This is a genomic window from Clostridium sp. LBM24168 (assembly GCF_052953915.1).
In genome coordinates, this window is the sequence record NZ_CP196861.1 from 2,535,671 (window position 1) to 2,557,125 (window position 21,455).

Consider the following 21,455-nt stretch of genomic DNA (forward strand, 5'->3'; position numbering starts at 1 on the left):
AAATCACTCCTTATCAGCAACTTTTAATTAGAGAATTTTTTCACCACGTTCTCCTGTACGAATTCTCATTACATCATCAATATTAGACACAAATACCTTTCCATCTCCAGCAGTACCTGTCGATATAGCTTCATGTATTTCCGTAAGTATCTCCTCAACATCTTCATCTAAAACAACAGTCATAATTTGTACCTTGGGGAGAAGATTAATTTCAAAATCCATTCCTTTAAATTCTGGAATAATTCCCTTCTGATGTCCACATCCCATTACTGCAGTCACCGTCATACCTATATATTCATTTTTGGCAAGTATTTTTTTTACATCTTTTAATTTTTCCGTACGTGTAATTATTTCTATCTTTTTCATTCTTATACTCCCTTCAACTCTCTTCATCGTGATAAAATTAATTTTTAAATTTAGTCCAGACATTATCATAATATTTAACAGAATCTCCTACATCCTGGAGGAATTCTCCTTTTTTAATTTCGCTCTCTGGAAGATTGCTTGCCGGATTGTCAAGATAATCCTTACTTAAAAGTGATTTTGCCGCACTATTTGGATTTGAATATGGAAACGCATCCGATATCATCTTGCTTATTTTAGGTTCCAAAATAAAATTTATAAACAATTCTGCTTCTTTTTTATGTTTAGCACCTGCTGTTATAACAAAATTATCAAGTGACATAGACGAAGGTTCCTTAGGAAACAGAACTTCAATATCCTTATTTTCTTTCATCGCCAAGGCCGCTTCAGCATTCCATACAAGACCTGCCGCTACTTCATTTGAAATAAGCAATGTCTTAGGGCTATCACTATCATAAGCCTTTATATTAGGTTTCAATTTATTCAACCATGCAGAAGTACCTTCTATTTTACTTTTATCTTTTTCATTTTCAGTATATCCTTGTGCTTTAAGTGCAATTCCTATTAATTCACGTTGGTCATCAGGTACAACAAGATTGTCCTTCAATTTAGGATTTAATAGATCTTTATAGCTTTTAATCTTAACTCCCAATTCTTTCAATTTTGCCTTATTAACGGCCAATACAGTCATGCTCATCATATATGGAACTGTATACTTGTTTTTTGGATCATAATCCTGATTTAAAAGGTCCTTGTTTATATTGGAAAGGTTTTTTATATTGTTTTGATCTATAGTCTGTATTAATTTCTTTTCTTTTAAAGCTGTTATAATATAGTTGCTCGGTACAGCCAGATCATATTGCGAAGTACCTCCAGCTATTAATTTAGCCATCATCTCTTCATTTGACGTATAGGTAGATTGAATTACTTTGATACCATATCGATTCTGAAATTCTTTCAAAACTGAATCCGGCATATATTCTGTCCAGTTATATAAATAAAGTTCCTTGGCATATCCATTTTTACCTGCTTTATCATTTCCACCACATCCAGTAAATAAAGTTAATATCAATGTTAATATAATACCAAATATCAATATTTTTTTTCTTCTTCTCATTTTAATACCTCCACTTCATAGTAATAATAAATATAAGATTTAAACAATCCTATATTTATTATTATTTTTTATCCTATTAATAGTAAGAGAAAAATCTCATAAAAGTCAATTGTCAAATAGTACAAAGTTTCAAATTAAAATTTTTCTCTGCTTCTTTAAACACAAGCGGCAAAGTTTTTAAAAGAATATCTATTGACTCATAGGAAATACATGCCGGTGGTTCAATTCGGACTGTTTTTGCATTAATTTCAGTACCAGCAGTCAATATTTTATTTTCAAATAACTTTCTTGCTACATAGTATCCTATTTTACTGTTATAAAACTCCATAGCAATAAGTAACCCTGCACCACGTACGTCCTTTAATATATTAGGATAATCCAACTTCAATTTTTTAAGTTCCTTTAATATTATGTCCCCTTTTTTCTTGCATACGGAAGGGATATCATTTTCAAGTATATATTTTATAGTTGCAAGTGCAGCAGAACATGCAACGGGATTTCCTCCAAAGGTAGGTGATCCGAGCAAGTTAGGGTTTTCAATTAACTGTTTTGTCCATAAATATGGCCTTGCAACAATTCCTGTTATAGGAATTACACCTCCACCAACAGCTTTTCCAAAAGTAAGTATATCAGGAACAACATCTTCAGCTTCACATCTCCACAATGTACCTGTACGTCCCATTCCTGTTTGTATTTCATCAAAGATAAGGACTACACCATATTCGTCACATATTTTCCTAAGTTCTTTAAGATATCCAGCTGGAGGTACTATAACTCCACCTTCTCCCTGTATTGGCTCCACAATAACAGCTGCAACTTCTTCACCAACATGAGTAAGATTTCTAATCGCAGTACGAACTTGCTCTGCATCTCCATACTCTACATGATATGTCTGCTGTATCATAGGCAAGAATGCTTTCCTTGTAAAAGCTTTTCCTGTAGCGGAAAGTGCTCCATTTGATTTTCCATGAAAGGCATTCAATGTTGATATATACCATTTTTTACCTGTATAAAGTCTTGCCAACTTAAGAGCCATTTCAACTGCCTCTGCGCCTCCATTTGTAAAAAATGAATATTGCAAATCACCCGGAGTAATCATCTGAAATGTTTTTGCAAGATACGCCCTTAACGGTTCAAGCAATTCCTGGGAATGAAGTCCCAGACGTGCAAGCTGCATCTTAACATATTTGATTATTTCAGGGTTTCTATGTCCCGGTGTAAATACTCCATATCCTCCAAGACAATCAATATATCTTTCACCATTTATATCATAAAAATATTCTCCTCCATCACTCCATTCTATTACTCCATTTACCACTTCTCCCCCTTTGTTAGAATCTGCAGATTTTCTAATTTCAATCCACCCTTTATTTAAATACTTACTTATATTATGGATTGTTTCATCCTTAATTTTTTTTCTATCTTTTTCAGAAAGTATCCCATCACTTTTTATATATCCTATGATCCTATCCAGATCTTCAATTACCTCTGTTTTATTGTACATAATTTCATCCCTTCATATAATTAGTTTAAATTAAATTCTCCAACGGCCATCTTAAACACTTCATCAAGTGTCTTTCCCAATTTATCTATTGATCCTTCACTTACTATCGCAGGTGGCTCAATACGTATAACTTTTGAATTGTTAAGAGTACCTGCTGTCAGAAAATGGCGGTCGAACAAATTCTTTGCTATAAAATATCCTATTTCAGTTTTTGGGAATTCCATAGCTATTAGCAGTCCTGCACCTCTGATATCTATTAGGAGTCCAGGATATCTTAACTTGAGTTTTTCAAGAATACTCATTATCTTTTCTCCTTTTTTACTGCACATTCCAGGAATGTCCTCTTTTATAATATATCTTATTGTTGCAAGTGCAGCAGCACTAGACAACGGATTCCCTCCAAAAGTAGGTGATCCCAATAAATTAGGGTCTTTTACCAGCTCATCAATCCATAATTTTGGCCTTGCAATAATACCTGTCGCAGGAACAAGTCCACCTCCAAAGGATTTTCCAAATGTCATGATGTCCGGAACAATGCCTTCTGCATCACATCTCCACATTGTACCAGTTCGTCCCAATCCAGTCTGAATTTCATCAATTATTAAAAATACCCCATATTCATCACATATATCCCTGACTTCCTTGAGATATCCTTTCGGTGGAACAATTACTCCAGCTTCTCCCTGAATCGGCTCAAGTATAACTGCTGCCACACCTTCTCCAACTGCCTGTAAATTTCTAATTGCCTTTCTTATATCATCCGATACGCCATACTCAACATGCTGTACGCTTTGAAGCAATGGCAAGTATGGCTTTCTATATATATTCTTGCCTGTAACTGAAAGTGCACCGTAAGATTTTCCGTGAAATGCATTAACCGCCGATATAAACCATTTTTTACCTGATGCAATTCTAGCTAGTTTAAGTGCCATCTCAACTGCTTCAGCACCTCCACTTGTAAAAAAGCAATGATCAAGATCCCCAGGCGTAATTTCAGACATGATCTTGGCAAGATATCCTCTCAACGGTTCTAAAAGCTCCTGACTGTTCATAGGTTGTCTATCAATTTGTGAAAGCACTACATCAAGTATTTCAGGATTTCTATGCCCCGGAGTAAATATACCATATCCACCTAGAAAATCAACATATGAATTCCCATCTAAATCATAAAAAAATTCACCTCCATCCGACCATTCTACAATTGTATAGTCATCTGATACGGACTTCCTGTAATCAAGCCATCCAGGATTTAAATTATCTCTTGTATATTCGACAGTTTCCTGTGTTATTTTTTCTTTATCTTCCTCAGTTAGATCTTTTCCCTTTTCTATATATTCAAGAACTCTTTCAAGATTCTTTACTACTGCATTATTTATCAAGAATATCATTCCTCCTATAAATTTAAAAGTATTCAAAATTTTATGATAATTAAAATTCAAACTTGTACATCTTGAAAATTTATATTTTAAATTGAACGTCTTCGATTTAAAAATAAATTTTCTATAACAAATAAACCATGAATTTTTTAATATCAAGGCACCTTAACAATTTTGCAATGCGCTGCAAAAAAAATCAACATATTAAATTGACTTAAAATAAATATTAAACTTTGAGTTTAAAATTAGAAATTTGTATTTAACGAAAAGCTAATTAGATTATTAAATATATGATATTGATTTGGTTCATAAACAAATAAGGAGTTCTATGTTAAATAAAATATCTCCTTAGATTCAATCGATCCTCCGAATATGAAAATATCAGAACTATATAATGTTTAATTTTTTTACTACAATACAAGACTATATTAAATATTTTCATACAGTTTATGAATCGGATTTCACCCCTTCCACTTCTTTGTGGTAAAATTTTAATATACAGATTTGAATAACATTATTAAATAGATTAAAAACTTATTTCATAATGTTAATGTTATTATAATCAATCTATTATTAAATGTCAATAAAAATTATCTATTTAATTTTATTTGTCTAATATTTTATTAATTTATCAATTATTTAGTCTGTTTATTAATTTCAGAGTTCTAAATAATGAGTAATTTTTTAGAGGATTTTTGAATTTTATGTAGAATATTATATCCGTGGGAGGTGATTATATGATATACAATTCAGGGGATAAGCCAGGAAAAGGAACATATATATGCAAAACCTGTGGATATAAACTGGAACTTAAAAGTGATGATGAATATCTTCCAGTTTGTCCTGTATGTCGTCATACGGAATTTGAAAAACAATAATTATTTTAAAAATCACTATCAAAACCATGCAATTTTGATAGTGATTAATTTTAATATCCTAATCCAGAACAGAGGTACAATATGGACATCTGGTTGCCTCAATTGGTATTTCACTTAAACAATATTGGCACTTTTTTGTAGTAACAGCTTTTTCTTCTTCTTTTTTATTTAAAAATTTGTTTATACGCGTCATAACTAAAAATATAGAAAATGATACTATTAGAAAATCTATTATATTATTTATAAATATTCCATAATTTAGAGTTGGAATTCCTGCTTTCTTAGCCTCGTCCACAGTATTGAAATGTCCACTCCCCAATGTCAAGAATAAATTAGAAAAATCAATCTTCCCAAGTAATAGGCCCACTAACGGCATTATAATATCATTCACAAGTGAAGAAACTATTTTTCCAAAAGCACCACCTATTACAACACCTATTGCTAGATCTACAATATTACCTTTCATGGCAAATTTTTTAAATTCTTTTAACATATTGATCTCCCCCTTATCTTTAGATTTTTAATGATAAAATTGTTATATAAAAAAGGTATATGATCAACCATATACCTTTTTTATATAACAGTCAAATTATAACATACCTGACATCTATTTTTCCAAGCTAGCTCCCTTTAATATAAAAGATCCTATAGGAGTTATTTGAACACCCTTAAGTTTTTTATTTATACAAACAACTTCTGAATATTCATAAACAGGGATTACAGGAACATCATTCATAAGTACATCTTCAGCCTGGTGTATTAATTTTGCTCTTTTTGCTGTATCTGATTCTGATTTAGCCTGAGCAATTAATTTATCATAGGTAGGATTTGAATATCCTGGCATATTGTTTCCTCCAGTTGTAGTAAACATATCGAGAAAAGTCATTGGATCATTGTAATCAGCAATCCATCTAGTTCCACCTACAACATAATCATGTTTTAAAAGTTCGGATATCTGAATTTTTCTTTCAACATTTCTAAGAGTAGCATTTACTCCCAAATTTTTCTTCCACATATCCTGAACTGCCTGTGCTATATTTTGATTTGTTTGATCAGTATTATACAATATTTCAACATTAGGGAAGCCCTTTCCATCTGGATATCCAGCTTCAGCTAAAAGTTTTTTAGCTTGTGCTACATCAGCTTTCTTAGGAAGGTATTCTTTATTTTTAAATTCTCCACCATTGGAATCACTTACAACACCAGGTACAAAAGCGGTTGCTGGTTTTTCACCGGATTTTGTAACATTCTCTACTATAGCATTCCTGTCAATAGCAAGGCTCAATGCCTTCCTAACCTTCACGTCACTTAATACTTTTGCCGTTGTAGGGTTTACATTTGCAGCCTGGGAAGAAACATTTATTGTATAATAGTATACTCCAAAATAAGGATATGCTTTTGCAGTTCCATTTTTCAATAAATTAGGAGTTTCTGTAGCTGGCGGTTTATCAATCAAATCCAAATCTCCTGTTTTAAACGCAGCATAATAGCTACTTGCATTTTCCAAGGTTTTAAATTCTACTCTTTCAATCTTAACATTTTTAGCATCCCAATAATTAGAATTTTTTTCAAAATTCAAGCTGTCCTTCTGTTTGTATTCAACCATCTTATAGGGTCCATTTGATATGTATGTATCTGCTTTTGTAGCCCATGCATCTGGACTTTTATCCACTGCATCTTTTCTTACAGGTTTATAAGTTGTAAAAGATGTAAGTGATAGAAAATATGGGGTAGGATCCTGAAGAGTCGCAACTAGAGTATAATCATCTTTAGCTTTAATTCCTACTTGATCTACTGCAACCTTTCCTTCATTATAAGCCTGTCCATTTTTTAAATAGTAGAGTTGATATGCATACTCAGAAGCAGTTTTAGGATTTAAGGCTCTCTTCCATGCATATTCAAAATCTTTAGCAGTAACTGCTTTTCCATCTGACCACTTTGCATTTTTCCTTAGATGAAAAGTATAAGTAAGTCCATCACTTGATATCTCCCATTTTTCGGCAACACCAGGTTTAATTTTTCCCTCACCGTCCATATCTGTAAGTCCTTCAAAAGCATTTTCAATAACATGTGCCCCTTCAATAGTATTACACAGCCCTGGGTCAATTGATTTAGGGTCGGCACTGATATTTACTTTTATGGTACTTTTATTACTTACATTACTTGTGGAATTACCACAACCTGCAAATATTGAGCCTATAAGTGCAATCGACATTACAACTGAAAAAATTTTTAATTTTCCCTTTAACATAATAGCCCTCCCAATTAAATTATTATAAATATAGAAACTTAGATCAGTTATGCAAAACTATCTAAGAAAACTATCACACAAAATGTATTTAAGAAATCAAACTTGCAATTTTTATGATATTACCATAGAATTATATGAATGTCAACGGTATCAGATATCTATAAATTGTAAAAATGTATATTTATAAAGTTTATTATCTTTCCAGTTAAATTAAATGCAAAGGGAAAACTTTTATTGTATAATTATATAGAAACGAATATACTATTCTATAAACCAGAAACTCATTTTCAGGAGTGGTAAATTTGAATAAATTTTTAAATAAACTAACTTACTATTTTAGAGACAGCTATGGTATTGATAAACTTTCAAAACACCTTTACATTATAGGATTTATACTTTCAATATTTAGATCAAGACAAAGTTCTATTTTTGGTTTTGTTTGTATTGTATACAGCACATGGAGATGTTTCTCAAAAAACAAATATAAAAGATACCATGAACTACAATCCTATGAGAATTTAATAGCACCCATAGGCCGAATATTTGATAAATTTAAATACTCGTCAAGTCAAAACAAGTATTACAAAATATTTAAATGTCCTAATTGTTCACAAAAAATGAGAGTTCCAAGGCATAAAGGGAAAATAACTATAACTTGTAGAAACTGCGGTACATCTTTCAAAGGGAAATCATAAACTAAAGTAAAATGTAAGGACAGGTGATATTTATGGGAGAAAGAAAGTCATTTATTTCAATTCTTAAATTGGCAGTCTTTACATTTTGGATAATCTTCCAATTTATAGCTATAACACTTATTTATAATGTATTTAATATATTTTTTATATATTATTTCATATTATTTGAGATTATAAGTGCTATCGCAGTAATCCACCTTAACTATAAGGATGAAAGTACATCTTATAAAGTCAGCTGGATAGTATTAATATTGTTGATACCGGTAATTGGCGTAATTATTTATATTATATCGAGAATTGGAATAAAACATAATTTTAGTAAGATCAACAGAATTGATTTAGGCGAAGAGATATTCTCTAAAGAAGACTCTTCACTATTACATTCTATTAAAATTACAAATAAATCAAGATACAACGAAACAAGACTTATTAAAAATATCAGCGGATATCCTGCCTATACAAATACAAAAGTAGAATATTTTCCGTCAGGTGAACTCATGTATGAAAGACTTATCAAGGAACTAAAAAGTGCTAAAAAATTTATTCTAATTGAATACTTCATAATTTCAAAAGGCATAATGTGGGAAAAAATTTTTGAAATACTCAAGGAAAAATCCAGAAACGGTGTAGAAGTTAGAATTCTAGTCGACTATATAGGTTCATTATTCGTCTTGCCAAGTAATTTTAGAAAAATACTTAAGGAAAATAACATAAAATTTAAGATTTTCAATCCCATGAAGCTTATTCTAAATTTTATGTTAAATTACAGAGATCATAGAAAACTAGTCATAGTAGATGGAAAAGTTGCCTTCACTGGAGGAATTAATATTGGCGATGAATATATAAATGTGTATAAAAAATACGGATACTGGAAAGATTCTGCTGTATGCGTAGAAGGTGAGGCCGTTTATAGCTTTACTGTAATGTTTTTAAAAATGTGGCAGTCAATAACAAAGGAAAAAGAAGATATAAAAAAATATAAGTTTTACCAGGAAACCAAGAAAACTGATGGTATTGTAATTCCCTATGCAAGTGGTCCGGAAAAACCGGATAGCACAGCTGAAGATGTATATTTAAACATAATAAATAGTGCTAAAAATTATGTTTATATTACAACTCCATATTTAATAGTAGGCTACGAGATGATATTATCTCTTTCTTTGGCGGCCAAAAGAGGAGTTGATGTCAAAATAATAACTCCCTATATTCCTGATAAAAAAATCATTCATATCCTTACAAGATCTCACTATGACAAATTACTGGACTCTGGGGTAGAAATATATGAGTATACACCTGGGTTTATCCATAGTAAAAACTTTGTATCTGATGATGAATGTGCTGTGGTTGGAACAATAAACATGGACTATAGAAGCTTATTTTTACATTTCGAATGTGCAACTTATATGTACAATATACCCGCAGTAAATGAAATCTATAAAGATTTTCTTAGGACCAAAGCGGTATCAAAAAAAGTAGAAAAGGAAGTCTGGGAAAAACGAAACTTCCTTAAAAAAATTGTGGAATCTATTCTCCGACTGTTTGCACCACTGGCATAAACTACTATAGACTACGCTTCTCTCGACTTTCTAAAAATTTAAGAAGCGTAGAATTAAATTTTATCACAATAGATATGATAGAAAATCACTCAGAACTTCCAACCAGATTTATAATATTGGCATCAGGGATATAGTCATCTATAATTTTCCTTCCAAGATTATACCAGCTGCGACATTCGTCAATTATTACCGAGTCACTTGTAACTACTCCATATTTATCATACAAAAAGCAATCGACTGAATCCATAAGTTCCACTTCAACATCAGTATTCCAGGTTTTTGAACACTCAAGTATAAATTTTTTTAAGCGGCCAGAATTTGAAACACCTTTATCCAATAAAAATACCGCATTGGAGACATTTATATCATAAAACTCTTGATCCAAAACATTCATGGCATAATAAGTCTTGTCAATGATTCTGTAAGTTCCTCTAAGTCCTGCCAGATCTCTGACAGCACCATCACTGCACAATATAATAGGAGATCCTGAAAATGCTGTTTCCAATGTAATAATTAGATTAAATCCATCTATATATACAAGGTCGATATTCGTTAAATCCCTGCAAATACATTTTGCCTTTCTCGCTTTAACCTTTTTCTTTGAAGCCGTAGAACGCACTAGTGCATTTCTTTGTCTGGCAGAAAATTGATAATGATTACCAACTATTTCTATAACAGAATGGCTATTATATTCTCTGTCAAGAAGCCACTCCATCTCTTTCTGTGCTTTTTGCATTTTTAGTATAGCCTCTTTTGAAAACCATTTACTATCTTGTGAATCAGATCCTCTTTTAACTGATTTTATTCCACTATTTCCCATATGTTTTTCATATCCTTTACATACCCATATTCAATAATATCCTCATCTATTGTTTCATTTTTTTTGTTATAATATGATACAGGTATCATTACTCCAAGAGAGCCATGTTCGTATATTTTACCGTCTAAATACTTCCTTTTCATCTCATCAAAATTTTGAACAAGCCTTATTCCCAGATTAGAATTGCTATTATAGGTAGCCTGCCAAAACTCTTCCGTGGTTACATCCTTCTTTAATCTGACTTTTACTTCTCTGCACACCATAATAAATATTCCTCCAACACTTTTATTGATAATTATATATTATAATTTTATCAAGAATCAATATTACATACATATTTTTTATATTTTTCATAGTCAGACTCTTTGCATTCTACAGATATAAGTATCCCATTATTTTCATAGCTGGTGGACTTTATATTTGCATTGTCATTCAAATATGATGCTATATTTCCCTTATCATACGGAATCATCATATTACAGTCAACATATTTACCAAAAATCTTCCTGCGAATGACATCTACCATATCCTCTATGCCTACTTTCTTCTTAGCCGAAATATATATACTATCTTCTCCATTTTCAGGCACATTATCATTCAGCATATCTATTTTATTATAGCAATATACAACAGGAATATTATCTGCACCCAATTCTTTCAAAGTGCTTTTTGTAACATCCATATGATCCTTATAATTAGGATCTGAATAATCAATCACATGAATCAACATGTCAGCCTCCAAAACTTCTTCCAATGTAGAACGGAATGCTTTTATAAGATAATGGGGCAATTTACTGATAAATCCCACTGTATCCGTAAGAAGGAATGATTTATTGCCTGGCAGATCAATTCTTCTAACAGAAGTTTGCAGTGTTGCAAACAACATATCTTTTTCAAATACCTGTTTATCAGATGAAAAATTAAACAATTCCAGCATGGCATTCATAACAGTTGACTTTCCTGCATTTGTATATCCTACCAGTGCAATAACCGGTATATCCTGCTTTTTACGCCTTTTTCGTTGATTCTGACGCTGACTTACAAGAGCTCCCAGTTCCTTATTCAAGCTACTTATCCTATTTTCTATTTTTCTTCGGTCAAGTTCAAGTTTTGTCTCACCTGCACCCCTATTTTTAAGTCCAGCTCCTCCCCCCTGACGATCCATTGATTCACCAAAACCAGCCAATCGCGGAAGCATATACTGTAATTTAGCTATTTCCACCTGAAGCTGCGCTTCTCGTGTTCTTGCTCTTAAGGCAAAGATATCTAGAATTACAGAAGTTCTATCTACTATCCTACATTTCAAAAAATCTTCAAGACTGCGTATTTGTGAAGGTGTAAGCTCGTCATTAAAAATAACAGTATCTGCATTCTTTTCATCAAGCAACTTTAATAGCTCTTCAATTTTGCCCTTGCCCAGATAATGTGATGAATTTATTTGATTTAAGTTCTGGGTAATTATACCTGTAACTTCTATACCACATGCATCTGCCAAATTGGACAGCTCTTCCATGGAATTTTCGAAATTATCCTGTTCATCAAAATTAACACCTGCTATTATAGCCGTTTTTCTTTCTTCCATATATATCCCTCCATATTATTTAAGATAATTTTTCGATCATGTCATTGAATTGGCTTTCCGGACTCAATTAAAATTTTGTTGTTTAGCATAAAAAAAGCCTGAATAAACAACAATAAACCAGTCCCTATTAGAAGCCATTCTATTTCTATAAAATCAGATATTGGTCCAAAAATAAGCATTCCAAGAGGCATCATAATACTTGATATCATTCCTAAAATGCCAAACACCCTACCGAGAAAATCACCATCTATTTTCTGCTGCAATAAAACAGTAAAAGGTGTGTTAAAGACTGGAATAGCAATTCCCGTCAATCCCATAACAAATAAATAAATTGAAAAAACGGGAATAACTCCAAGTGCAAAGGTACAAAGTCCGATAACAAGGGCTGATAATACCATTGTATGGATTTTGTTTTTAAACCCTCCCCAATAAGCCATTATTATACCACCTATCATCATACCTCCAGAAAAAGTAATTTCAATCGCCGTTAAACGCCAAACATCATTTCCAAAGCTCCGGGTTACCTGCAGAGGTGTTAGAAATGCAACGGGAGCAGACAATATAAAAAAAACGGCGCAGAATAAAAAAATTCTTTTAATAAATTCATGATTTTTAATATAGATATAGCCTTCAAACATATCATTAAAGTAATTGTTTGACTCTTTGTTTATAGCTTTCCCATGAGCAGGAACATTTAAAAATAAAAGTAATATTAAGACTGATATCGCTGCTGTAGCAACATCAATAAACAATATCTTCTCAATGGTAGCTATAGATAGAAGAAAACCACTTAGCATGGGTGATATCAACATGACCAACGACTGTATACTACTGTTTGTTCCATTTACCTTATTGAGTTTATCCTCTGGCACAATCTGGGGAATAAGAGCACTTATTGCCGGTGTTTGAATTCCTGTCCATAATGCACGAATTGCAGTAGTTACAAAAATTAGCCACAGTGCATCATATCCCATAAAAAACAAAATAGCCAAAATAAGTGTTGATACTGCTATCATGGAATCTGACAGAATAATAAGTGTTTTACGATTATAACGATCCGCCCATACACCGCCAAATGGTGAAATGAAAAAAGTAGGTAAAAAACTACAGATAATTATTATAGTCATCATAACACCAGATTGGGTTTTTAATGTAATATACCAGCTTATGGCATATTGAACTAGTGACGATCCAAAAAGCGATATACCCTGACTGGTCAGAAAAAGTGTTATTTTCTTCTTCCAATTTTCATTCATCATATATTCCTCCATTTTACTGAGATAAAAAAACACAGGACCACTGCCTGTGCATCAATAATCGAAAAATATGTTTAGTTTTAAAAATACACATAAAATTAATGTACTAAAATTCTATAAGCATATTTTTACAACTTTTTATAACATGCCCTCTATCATTATTAATAAGATTTTCTTAAAAATAGGCAGATCAATTCCGCTTACTCTACACATGAGCAGAGCCTTTAACAACTATTAAATTAGTTAAATAAAGTAACTCGGAATCTAATACGCATTTTTAAGCAACCCTCCGTTCATTTGAAAACAATTATATGATACCATAGATAATCAATCTCTGCAACAGTCAGAAACTTATCTAAATATTTCTCCTTTAGCAAGCTTATCTGCCAATTCATTATATTTGTCTCCAGAATGTCCCTTTACTTTTACAAACTCTATGTCTATATTTTGCCTGATATTTTCATAAAAGCTCTTATAAGCTTTGGTTCCTTCTTTTTTTGTTTTCCATTCACCTGTGCACCATTTGGCTATTCCTTCATAGTCATGGTAAATAGTCAACTTATCTATCTTATTTTTCAATGCAAACTCCATTGCCCTTTCGGAGCCCTTCAATTCACCTGCAACATTATGCATTTCCGCCAATTCACTGTCATTAAATCTATCCGAAAAATGATACTCCCTGCCTTTCCAAAATATAACGGCACCATAGGAAAATTCCTTTGTTTCCCTGTTGAAACTTCCATCAACATAAGCAACAGCTTCAGTTTCAGTACATGAACTTTCAAGTTTATTTTGACAATTATGATATATCTGCCTGTTTAAATAGGCTTCCGCTTCTTTTTTGTCAGTAAAGCTTTTATATTCGGCACCAGAATACCCGGCAACATATTGTTTGCATTCATTCCATGTTGTATAAATTCCTGTCTTTCTTCCCTTTCTTACAGCATAAAATTTGTTTTTCATAATATTTTCTTCTCCCCAATTAGATTGCAGATTGAAATTCAATAATGCACTCCTAAAATATACAACAATTATAACATAGAATTTTGAAACTACTTGAACATTTTTTAACATAAAACATATGATAGTATTAAATGCTATAAATTTATGAGAGGAATGACCAATATTGTATAATCCCTGTAAAATATATCCATATGTCTGTTGGTTAAGTATACCATCATACAACCATATTATGTATAATATATGTAGAGCGTATCCATATACCTGCCATGTTAATAGACAATCTATTGATAGAATGAAATATTATTCAAGATCTGATTCCAGTGAATCTACAGAAAATAATGATTCAATCGAAATAGAAGATTATGGTCCAAAACCATTTGTAGTCAACATTAAAGAAGCTACTAAACAAAACAATACTTATCGTACTGCCTTGTGGACAGGACAGCATTTACAACTTACCTTGATGAGCATCGATGTCGGAGATGATATAGGTCTGGAAATCCACCCACATGTAGATCAATTCATACGTATAGAGGAAGGCCAGGGACTAGTCAAAATGGGTAATAGAAAAGACAATCTGGATTTTCAGAAAAAAGTATACGACAACTTCGCCTTTGTTATTCCTGCTGGGAAATGGCATGATTTAATCAACACAGGCAATAAGCCAATTAAACTCTATTCTATCTATGCACCCCCACAACACCCCCATGGTACAGTTCATAAAACTAAGGCAGATGCAGAAACTTTACATTGATAAGATAAGTCTTATAGTATACAGTCCATGTATTTTTATACATGGACCAATATCTAATTAATATACTATTCTAATTTTAAAATTATTTTGTTGATTGGATAATACTATCGGAAAGATCTTCCATTGAACTTATATCATTTTCTTTCACACTAGATCTCAATGATATATTTTTATCCAAAATAGTCATATCTTTCATTCCACCAAGAAGCTCACGAATCAATTTACCTGACTGAGGAGCCCATGATCCATTTTCTATTAAAGCAAAAGTACGTTTCTGAAGATTTAATGCATTCATATCCATTAGATAATCAAGCATTGGTGGATAAATCTTCATATTGTAGGTTACACATGCAAGTACAATATTACTATATTTAAATGTCTCAGAAATTAAATATGATACATGTGTTTTCGAAACATCATACATAACTACATTATTCATTCCTTTTTCAACTAGCTTTGACGCTAAAATGCTAGCTGCACACTCTGTATTTCCATACATGGATGCATAAACTATCATTACACCCTTTTCTTCAGGTTCATAACGACTCCACTTATCATACTTCTCAATAAAATATCCTAGATTATTACGCCATACCGGCCCATGCAGCGGGCAAATAGTCTTAATATCCAATTTGCTAGCTTTTTTCAGAAGTGTCTGGACTTGAGGCCCATATTTGCCTACAATATTTGTATAATATCTTCTGGCATCCTCAAGCCAATCTCGTTCAAAATCCATCTCATCATTAAACAGCTTGCCATCCAATGCACCAAAGGTACCAAATGCATCGGCAGAGAATAATACACCATTGGTAGTATCATATGTAACCATAACCTCAGGCCAGTGAACCATTGGCGCAGTTACAAATACAACATTATGTTTTCCAAAAGATTGAGTATCGCCTTCTTTGACCACTATAGCCTTTTCATCTATATGAAAGCCAAATTGTTTCATAAACGTAAAAGCTTTCTGAGTACATATAATATTTACGTCTGGATAACGAAGAACAATCTCTTCAATACAAGCTGCATGATCTGGCTCTACATGATTAATTACCATATAATCTAGAGTTCTACCATTAAGAACTTCCTGAATATTTTCAAGGAACTGACGGCAAACTGCCCAATCCACTGTATCAAAAAGTACAGTTTTCTCATCTAAAAGTATATAAGAGTTGTAGGAAACACCTCTTGGAATTGGGTGAATATTTTCAAATAAGGCAAGACGATGGTCATTACCACCAACCCAATAAAGATCTTCATCAACTTTTCTAATACAATACATATATTCAATCCTCCTCATTATGTTTCTTGTATAAATCAATATTTTATAAAATATATTTTTATTCGTTATAATCAAGGCAAGTCTACTTTTATTGTGTATTATTGGAATTTTAAAATTCCAAATTTTACTATAAGTATACCTACACTTTTCTTGTATACTTATATTATACATAATTTTACGATAAATTACACATAAATTCATGTTCGCTTTTTTAAATATTTTGTCAAAGTCATATTTTTATATAGAATTTATCAATATAAAAATCAAGAATAGATTTATTGAAATCTATTCTTCCGAAATTATATTCTCTTATCTTTTGAAGTCACTTTAGCATTCAACTAACTTTCCATTAATATCCTTTGACTTCAGATCTGCTTAAATCTAGCTCTTCCATAATTTCACTTACTGTTCTACCTTCCATAAATTTTTAAATTTAAGTCTTCATACTATGACAGGCATTCTCAATTTATTTTCAATTTCCTCCCAAAAGCTATTAAAACAAGGATTTTCTTCTATATACTGAAATATAGCTTTTATTTCATCTATAGAAGTATATGAAATACAGGAAGTTTTATTATTTTTTTCATTTTGAGGAGATTTAAGGGTAGTACTTGCATCTATATTCAATATTCTATTTATATCTCTAATTAATATTTTATTGCCGTATATCCTTAAACGCAAGGATCTGTATTTTATTTTTTTCTGTTTATTTTTATATCTAGTGCAATAATCAAATCTACTATGCAATTCTATATAAGCCCTTAGAAAATCCCCATACTGTTTTAATCTAGGCAATTGTCGAACATCAGAATTTCTACTGCTCCAACCTATACACTTTAATTTTTCTATATTAAAATATTTAGTACTCAATACGTATTGTACATTGTTTTTATCTTTTTGTTCATATATATTATTTCCACAAATTTTTTGTATTTGCTCAAGGAAATATTTATTCTTATTTTTAAAAATTAATCTTCCCCGTGATATATACCCAATTGAGAATATTATACCCAAAATATAATCATTCAACACCATCACCTCATTGATTTCATGCAATTTTCATATTGAATAATAAACTCTTTTATAATTATTTACGAATATCAAAAATGATTTTGGGGTGTATTTTATTATATTTTTATTCAAATTTTAAAAATTAAAATATTTATAGTCTCAATGGAATAGAATTTTTGACAACAAAACTACCTCCAGCTAAAATTAGTCTGGAGGTTTTTTACTATCTTATTATATTATTTAATCTGAAAAGGGCTCTGAATTTCTCCAAAACTCTTTTACGTTAATTAACCCTCTCCAATTTCATCAATTAACCAAGGTGAATTTTTGTCTTTTCTAATAAGTGTACACCATTTAACATCTTCCCCACTATCTTCAGGACCAATCCCATCCTTTTTATATTTAACTGTATACTCAACTTTATAAATCTTTATGTTCTCAGCTTTTGCATGAGTTATTGTACCACGGCCATATTTCATATAAGCTTCTTTTTATGATGCTCTTTTATCTTCAGATATACTGTTAAGTTTAACATGTTTAAGATTCTCATCTATGTCCTTCCACGACTGTACTTGTGTTGAATTAATTCCTTCTAAATCTCTTTTATTAAGATACTTAAAATAATTTTCTACTACTTGTTGAGAAGAATCTGATAGCTGCTTACTCGAGTTTAAAACTTGCTTTTTTGCTGCAAAACAGCCCATAATTACAATCACAAAACATAAAATTACTAATACTGTTTTTTCATCTCACACCCCCATGAAATCTAGAATACAGAAACCACTTAAATTAATATTACCATATTTTCACTAGCCAGGACAAAATAGAAGAGTTGTGAATTTGTTCAAAACTCTTCTATTTTTAAATTAAAATTATTTTCCAATCCACATATCTGTAACATAATTATTGGAGTCAGTAAAATACTGATAATCAAGATAAAAATATCCTTTGTCTCCCCAATTTTCTCCCCAAGAATTACGCATAATAACTTGATTTTTATTATCATCATATCCAACTGATAATACTGCATGTCCACCTAACAACTGCTCTTTAGTTATATCTGGCATTAGAACTATCCCAGTATTTGCAACATCATCTGATTCAAAACTCGAATATACTTTTATTCCTGTAACTACTGGTAATTTCTCAGCTAAAGCTATTTTTAAAGTATCTAAATCCCTTACACGCCTATACTCCTCAATTGTATATGATCCTCCATCTAATATAGACCTTGGAGTTGGTTCATCTGTAAATTTACTGACATTATAAGGATAATCAGTTTCAAAAGAAGCTTCAAGTTGTTTAAGAACTTTCATACCATCCCTAATATAAGCCCCACTATCCTCATCCACAGTATTTTCTATAAATCTTTCCCACCAATATAAATATAAACGACTTAATTGTTTATATATGGCTTATTTGATATATTTTCAAGATATTCACACAATCCTGAAACAATGGCATTAGCTGTACAACTTCCAAGCTCTCCTTGATCCACTATTGGTGACATATATTCTCTAAGATCTACTACTTTAGGAAGGCTTGAATTTGTTTTATAGTAGAAGCATAATAAATTTTATCCCTCATATCTTGTTTATCAGGCTTTAACTTATAACTTCTTTTTATCATTTTATACCCCTCTGTTTTTATATTAATGAACTAATAAGGTTCATCAATTTACATAATATGAAACAGCCTTAAATAAGTAGACAAAATAAGCACCCTAAATAACGGATGCTTATTAAAGGAGATCTATTAAAATATTACCTAGTGGCAGTTGCACTTAAGTTTAATGTGTCCTACAACCACAGCCACAAATAACAAGGGAATTACTTATTTATTATTTTATAACCTATTTGTTACAATCTAATGTCATATTTATTAATTGTTTGTAACAAAACTTTCTATTTATCATACTTTTTATATTATATAAGGTTTCTAGACAAACGATAATTTTACTTGAAATGAACAATAATAATAGGATTAAATTAATAAAGCTCCCTAAAAAAGCACATTATTGAAATTATTTTAATTTGAATTTTATCAGGTATTTCACTATCTATTTTTTTAATTTTAGTGCATAACAAATTAAATTTCACACATACTACTCATATAAGTATATCAATGTACTTGAGTTGTTAGAATGTTTAAAGTTTATATGAAGTCTATAGGTAATTTATGTGAATCAGGATGTTTTGTTTCTTGGTACATTGGTATTTACTTTTATACTGGGGATGATGAATCCCCAGTCAGATTGTTCAAAAACCCGGGACTTTTTAAAGTTCCGGGTAAATTATTGTCCTTAAATTATGCGTTAGCATTTTGAAAAGTATTAGTATGAATAAATAATTTAAGATAATTACTTATTAAATCAAAAAATAAGTGCGATAGCACTCTGGCTATCTTCTTCATATTCTGAACTGCTGCTGTAAGCAAGCATTGCTCAGAAACTTTTTTAATTCCACGGAAACGAGCATAACGCAGTCCATGGAGATTTTTGGAATCTGCAAAGCTGCGCTCAATTTTTTGTTTTCTTCTATTATATATACTTTTTCCTTTTTCTGTTTTAGTAAATTTGAAGACTTCGTCTTTATAATCTTCCCAAACATGTCGTCTTATAGTTCTAAAAACTGCTTTTTCAGAAGTTAAACACTTATTTTTGTATTTACAGTATCTACAATTATCAGGATTGCTAACATACTCTTTATAACCTTGACGATTGGTTGTCTTATATTTCAAAAGATATTTATTTTGACAAACATAACCATCAAGTTCTTTAACATATTGAAATCTATTCTTGGTAAATTTACCTTTAACGTGAGGTCCTAAACGGAAGCCTAAAACGGCTTTATAACTTTTTTGAGAAAGTGCTTTACAAATTGGATTAGTAGAATAACCAGCATCAGCAACTACATACTTTGTATGAAAATTAAACTTTTTTATCTGAGTTTCCAATCTATCGATATAAGGATCTACATCATTAATATTTCCAGGAGTTACATAAACATCAGTTATTATATTATATTTACCATCAACTGTTCTATGATCCAAATAGAAAAAACCTTTAGGTTTACCATCTCTAACCATATAGCCACTTTCGGGATCTGTAGAACTTACTTTTATTTGTTTAGATTCAGATATTTTTTCTTTTTTTTTAAGAGGATTCTTCCCATGCTCTATTCTATCTTCATTAACATCTAGTTCCAGCTGGTCGAAATAGTCTTTAGTAGATCTTGTAACTAATTCTTTAGTAAATTTATTTTTATTGGCGTTAGCCTTAAGATGAGTTGAATCTGTATATAATATTTTTCCATTTACTAATTTCTTATCTATAGCCTGAAGTACTATATTATCAAATATTTCTTGATATATATTTGTATCTTTAAATCTTTTTATCCTATTTTGACTAATAGTTGAATGACTCGGAATCTTATCTGTAAGACTGTATCCAAGGAACCATCTATAAGCTACATTAACTTCAATATCTTTAACAAGCTGACGTTCGGACCGAATACCGAATAGGTATCCAATAAAAAGTATTTTAAATAGTACAACAGGATCAACAGATGGTCTCCCATTATCAGGACAATAAAAGTCTTTCGTTAAATCTTTTATAAAAGAGAAATCAATATATTTATCTATCTTTCTAAGTATATGGTCTTTTGGTACTAAGTTTTCTATATAAACTATTTCTAACTCATTTTGTTTATTTGAATTATTTGTAAGCATTATTTACCTCCTAAGAGAGCCCTTTCGGGCAAGTTTATTATATATATTCTAAATACATATAACAAAATCCTTTTTTGAACTAAAAAAAGCCCTTTCGGACTAAAAAATTTATTAGGCTGTTGACAAAATATGTTTATCAACAGCCTGACTGGGGATGATGAATCCCCAGTGTTTAATTTATTTAATAAATTCATACCAAATATTACTGTGCTACGGATTTGATACTTTGGTCCTTCTCTTCTTCAGATATAAAAGTTAAGCTTTCTGCCAATCTCTAATCCTCTATAACAATCACGAACATATAATATGCCATCCATT

21 protein-coding genes are annotated in these 21,455 nt (G+C 31.1%); 4 read left to right on the forward strand and 17 right to left on the reverse strand.

Features of this window, described 5'->3' with window-relative positions; all coding sequences use genetic code 11:
• Positions 1 to 27: 27 nt before the first annotated feature.
• From ACSVC9_RS12540 to ACSVC9_RS12555, 4 genes are all read right to left on the reverse strand, one after another.
• The gene (locus tag ACSVC9_RS12540; RefSeq protein ID WP_446897803.1) at positions 28 to 366 is read right to left on the reverse strand and encodes a P-II family nitrogen regulator; all 339 of its coding nucleotides are present in this window, start codon (positions 364 to 366) and stop codon (positions 28 to 30) included.
• Between the two features lie 37 nt (positions 367 to 403).
• Positions 404 to 1,480, reverse strand: coding sequence for a polyamine ABC transporter substrate-binding protein (locus ACSVC9_RS12545; RefSeq protein ID WP_446897804.1), 1,077 nt, complete (start codon positions 1,478 to 1,480; stop codon positions 404 to 406).
• Positions 1,481 to 1,592: 112 nt separating this feature from the next.
• Positions 1,593 to 2,984, reverse strand: a complete 1,392-nt coding sequence (locus ACSVC9_RS12550; protein WP_446897805.1) for a putrescine aminotransferase — start codon at positions 2,982 to 2,984, stop codon at positions 1,593 to 1,595.
• 20 nt (positions 2,985 to 3,004) lie between these two features.
• Complete coding sequence (locus ACSVC9_RS12555; protein ID WP_446899857.1) at positions 3,005 to 4,372, reverse strand: aminotransferase class III-fold pyridoxal phosphate-dependent enzyme; 1,368 nt, start codon at positions 4,370 to 4,372, stop codon at positions 3,005 to 3,007.
• Between the two features lie 725 nt (positions 4,373 to 5,097).
• On the opposite strand from ACSVC9_RS12555, the gene ACSVC9_RS12560 reads away from it, so the two are divergent.
• A complete protein-coding gene (locus tag ACSVC9_RS12560; RefSeq protein ID WP_446897806.1) occupies positions 5,098 to 5,238 on the forward strand; it encodes a zinc ribbon-containing protein in 141 nt (46 codons plus the stop codon).
• Between the two features lie 58 nt (positions 5,239 to 5,296).
• Here ACSVC9_RS12560 and mscL read toward each other — a convergent pair whose 3' ends face one another.
• Positions 5,297 to 5,731 (reverse strand): large conductance mechanosensitive channel protein MscL, encoded by a 435-nt coding sequence (gene mscL, locus ACSVC9_RS12565; protein ID WP_446897807.1) that lies wholly within the window; start codon positions 5,729 to 5,731, stop codon positions 5,297 to 5,299.
• Positions 5,732 to 5,845: 114 nt separating this feature from the next.
• Positions 5,846 to 7,489, reverse strand: a complete 1,644-nt coding sequence (locus tag ACSVC9_RS12570; RefSeq protein ID WP_446897808.1) for a peptide ABC transporter substrate-binding protein — start codon at positions 7,487 to 7,489, stop codon at positions 5,846 to 5,848.
• A 302-nt stretch (positions 7,490 to 7,791) separates the two neighbouring features.
• Between ACSVC9_RS12570 and ACSVC9_RS12575 the strand changes: the two genes are divergently transcribed.
• Entirely contained in the window at positions 7,792 to 8,184 is a 393-nt protein-coding gene (locus tag ACSVC9_RS12575) for a hypothetical protein (protein ID WP_446897809.1), read from the forward strand.
• 32 nt (positions 8,185 to 8,216) lie between these two features.
• On the forward strand, positions 8,217 to 9,740 hold the full coding sequence (gene cls, locus ACSVC9_RS12580; protein ID WP_446897810.1) for a cardiolipin synthase: 1,524 nt from the start codon (positions 8,217 to 8,219) through the stop codon (positions 9,738 to 9,740).
• 85 nt (positions 9,741 to 9,825) lie between these two features.
• Here the strand turns inward: cls and ACSVC9_RS12585 are convergent, their stop codons facing one another.
• The 5 genes from ACSVC9_RS12585 to ACSVC9_RS12605 all read right to left on the reverse strand — a co-directional run bounded on the left by ACSVC9_RS12585 (position 9,826) and on the right by ACSVC9_RS12605 (position 14,361).
• Positions 9,826 to 10,560 (reverse strand): DUF434 domain-containing protein, encoded by a 735-nt coding sequence (locus ACSVC9_RS12585; RefSeq protein ID WP_446897811.1) that lies wholly within the window; start codon positions 10,558 to 10,560, stop codon positions 9,826 to 9,828.
• Entirely contained in the window at positions 10,542 to 10,823 is a 282-nt protein-coding gene (locus ACSVC9_RS12590; RefSeq protein ID WP_446897812.1) for a hypothetical protein, read from the reverse strand. Before ACSVC9_RS12590 ends, ACSVC9_RS12585 begins: the two co-directional genes overlap by 19 nt.
• A 50-nt stretch (positions 10,824 to 10,873) precedes the next feature.
• Complete coding sequence (hflX, locus tag ACSVC9_RS12595) at positions 10,874 to 12,142, reverse strand: GTPase HflX (protein WP_446897813.1); 1,269 nt, start codon at positions 12,140 to 12,142, stop codon at positions 10,874 to 10,876.
• A 41-nt stretch (positions 12,143 to 12,183) separates the two neighbouring features.
• Complete coding sequence (locus ACSVC9_RS12600) at positions 12,184 to 13,398, reverse strand: MFS transporter (RefSeq protein ID WP_446899858.1); 1,215 nt, start codon at positions 13,396 to 13,398, stop codon at positions 12,184 to 12,186.
• Between the two features lie 351 nt (positions 13,399 to 13,749).
• Positions 13,750 to 14,361 (reverse strand): ribonuclease H1 domain-containing protein, encoded by a 612-nt coding sequence (locus tag ACSVC9_RS12605; protein WP_446897814.1) that lies wholly within the window; start codon positions 14,359 to 14,361, stop codon positions 13,750 to 13,752.
• A gap of 163 nt (positions 14,362 to 14,524) precedes the next feature.
• Between ACSVC9_RS12605 and ACSVC9_RS12610 the strand changes: the two genes are divergently transcribed.
• Entirely contained in the window at positions 14,525 to 15,115 is a 591-nt protein-coding gene (locus ACSVC9_RS12610) for a cupin domain-containing protein (RefSeq protein WP_446897815.1), read from the forward strand.
• Positions 15,116 to 15,197: 82 nt separating this feature from the next.
• Here ACSVC9_RS12610 and ACSVC9_RS12615 read toward each other — a convergent pair whose 3' ends face one another.
• The 6 genes from ACSVC9_RS12615 to ACSVC9_RS12640 all read right to left on the reverse strand — a co-directional run bounded on the left by ACSVC9_RS12615 (position 15,198) and on the right by ACSVC9_RS12640 (position 21,137).
• Positions 15,198 to 16,397, reverse strand: a complete 1,200-nt coding sequence (locus ACSVC9_RS12615) for an FprA family A-type flavoprotein (RefSeq protein ID WP_446897816.1) — start codon at positions 16,395 to 16,397, stop codon at positions 15,198 to 15,200.
• A gap of 441 nt (positions 16,398 to 16,838) precedes the next feature.
• Positions 16,839 to 17,426 (reverse strand): hypothetical protein, encoded by a 588-nt coding sequence (locus ACSVC9_RS12620; RefSeq protein ID WP_446897817.1) that lies wholly within the window; start codon positions 17,424 to 17,426, stop codon positions 16,839 to 16,841.
• 269 nt (positions 17,427 to 17,695) lie between these two features.
• Complete coding sequence (locus tag ACSVC9_RS12625) at positions 17,696 to 17,887, reverse strand: DUF4829 domain-containing protein (protein WP_446897818.1); 192 nt, start codon at positions 17,885 to 17,887, stop codon at positions 17,696 to 17,698.
• Between the two features lie 12 nt (positions 17,888 to 17,899).
• Positions 17,900 to 18,124 (reverse strand): hypothetical protein, encoded by a 225-nt coding sequence (locus ACSVC9_RS12630; protein ID WP_446897819.1) that lies wholly within the window; start codon positions 18,122 to 18,124, stop codon positions 17,900 to 17,902.
• Positions 18,125 to 18,280: 156 nt separating this feature from the next.
• Positions 18,281 to 18,760, reverse strand: a complete 480-nt coding sequence (locus ACSVC9_RS12635) for a C1 family peptidase (protein WP_446897820.1) — start codon at positions 18,758 to 18,760, stop codon at positions 18,281 to 18,283.
• Positions 18,761 to 19,715: 955 nt separating this feature from the next.
• The gene (locus ACSVC9_RS12640; protein ID WP_446897293.1) at positions 19,716 to 21,137 is read right to left on the reverse strand and encodes an IS1182 family transposase; all 1,422 of its coding nucleotides are present in this window, start codon (positions 21,135 to 21,137) and stop codon (positions 19,716 to 19,718) included.
• Positions 21,138 to 21,455: the final 318 nt, after the last annotated feature.

Excerpts from the sequence above, each read along its gene's own strand:
- ACSVC9_RS12540 (WP_446897803.1), bottom strand. The coding sequence starts at position 366 with ATGAAAAAGATAGAAATAATTACACGTACGGAAAAATTAAAAGATGTA.
- ACSVC9_RS12560 (WP_446897806.1), top strand. The coding sequence starts at position 5,098 with ATGATATACAATTCAGGGGATAAGCCAGGAAAAGGAACATATATATGC.
- ACSVC9_RS12615 (WP_446897816.1), bottom strand. The coding sequence starts at position 16,397 with ATGTATTGTATTAGAAAAGTTGATGAAGATCTTTATTGGGTTGGTGGT.
- ACSVC9_RS12600 (WP_446899858.1), bottom strand. The coding sequence starts at position 13,398 with ATGAATGAAAATTGGAAGAAGAAAATAACACTTTTTCTGACCAGTCAG.
- ACSVC9_RS12555 (WP_446899857.1), bottom strand. The coding sequence starts at position 4,372 with ATGATATTCTTGATAAATAATGCAGTAGTAAAGAATCTTGAAAGAGTT.
- ACSVC9_RS12570 (WP_446897808.1), bottom strand. The coding sequence starts at position 7,489 with ATGTTAAAGGGAAAATTAAAAATTTTTTCAGTTGTAATGTCGATTGCA.
- ACSVC9_RS12585 (WP_446897811.1), bottom strand. The coding sequence starts at position 10,560 with ATGGGAAATAGTGGAATAAAATCAGTTAAAAGAGGATCTGATTCACAA.
- ACSVC9_RS12640 (WP_446897293.1), bottom strand. The coding sequence starts at position 21,137 with ATGCTTACAAATAATTCAAATAAACAAAATGAGTTAGAAATAGTTTAT.
- mscL (WP_446897807.1), bottom strand. The coding sequence starts at position 5,731 with ATGTTAAAAGAATTTAAAAAATTTGCCATGAAAGGTAATATTGTAGAT.
- hflX (WP_446897813.1), bottom strand. The coding sequence starts at position 12,142 with ATGGAAGAAAGAAAAACGGCTATAATAGCAGGTGTTAATTTTGATGAA.
- ACSVC9_RS12590 (WP_446897812.1), bottom strand. The coding sequence starts at position 10,823 with ATGGTGTGCAGAGAAGTAAAAGTCAGATTAAAGAAGGATGTAACCACG.
- ACSVC9_RS12605 (WP_446897814.1), bottom strand. The coding sequence starts at position 14,361 with ATGAAAAACAAATTTTATGCTGTAAGAAAGGGAAGAAAGACAGGAATT.
- ACSVC9_RS12545 (WP_446897804.1), bottom strand. The coding sequence starts at position 1,480 with ATGAGAAGAAGAAAAAAAATATTGATATTTGGTATTATATTAACATTG.
- ACSVC9_RS12550 (WP_446897805.1), bottom strand. The coding sequence starts at position 2,984 with ATGTACAATAAAACAGAGGTAATTGAAGATCTGGATAGGATCATAGGA.
- cls (WP_446897810.1), top strand. The coding sequence starts at position 8,217 with ATGGGAGAAAGAAAGTCATTTATTTCAATTCTTAAATTGGCAGTCTTT.
- ACSVC9_RS12625 (WP_446897818.1), bottom strand. The coding sequence starts at position 17,887 with ATGAAATATGGCCGTGGTACAATAACTCATGCAAAAGCTGAGAACATA.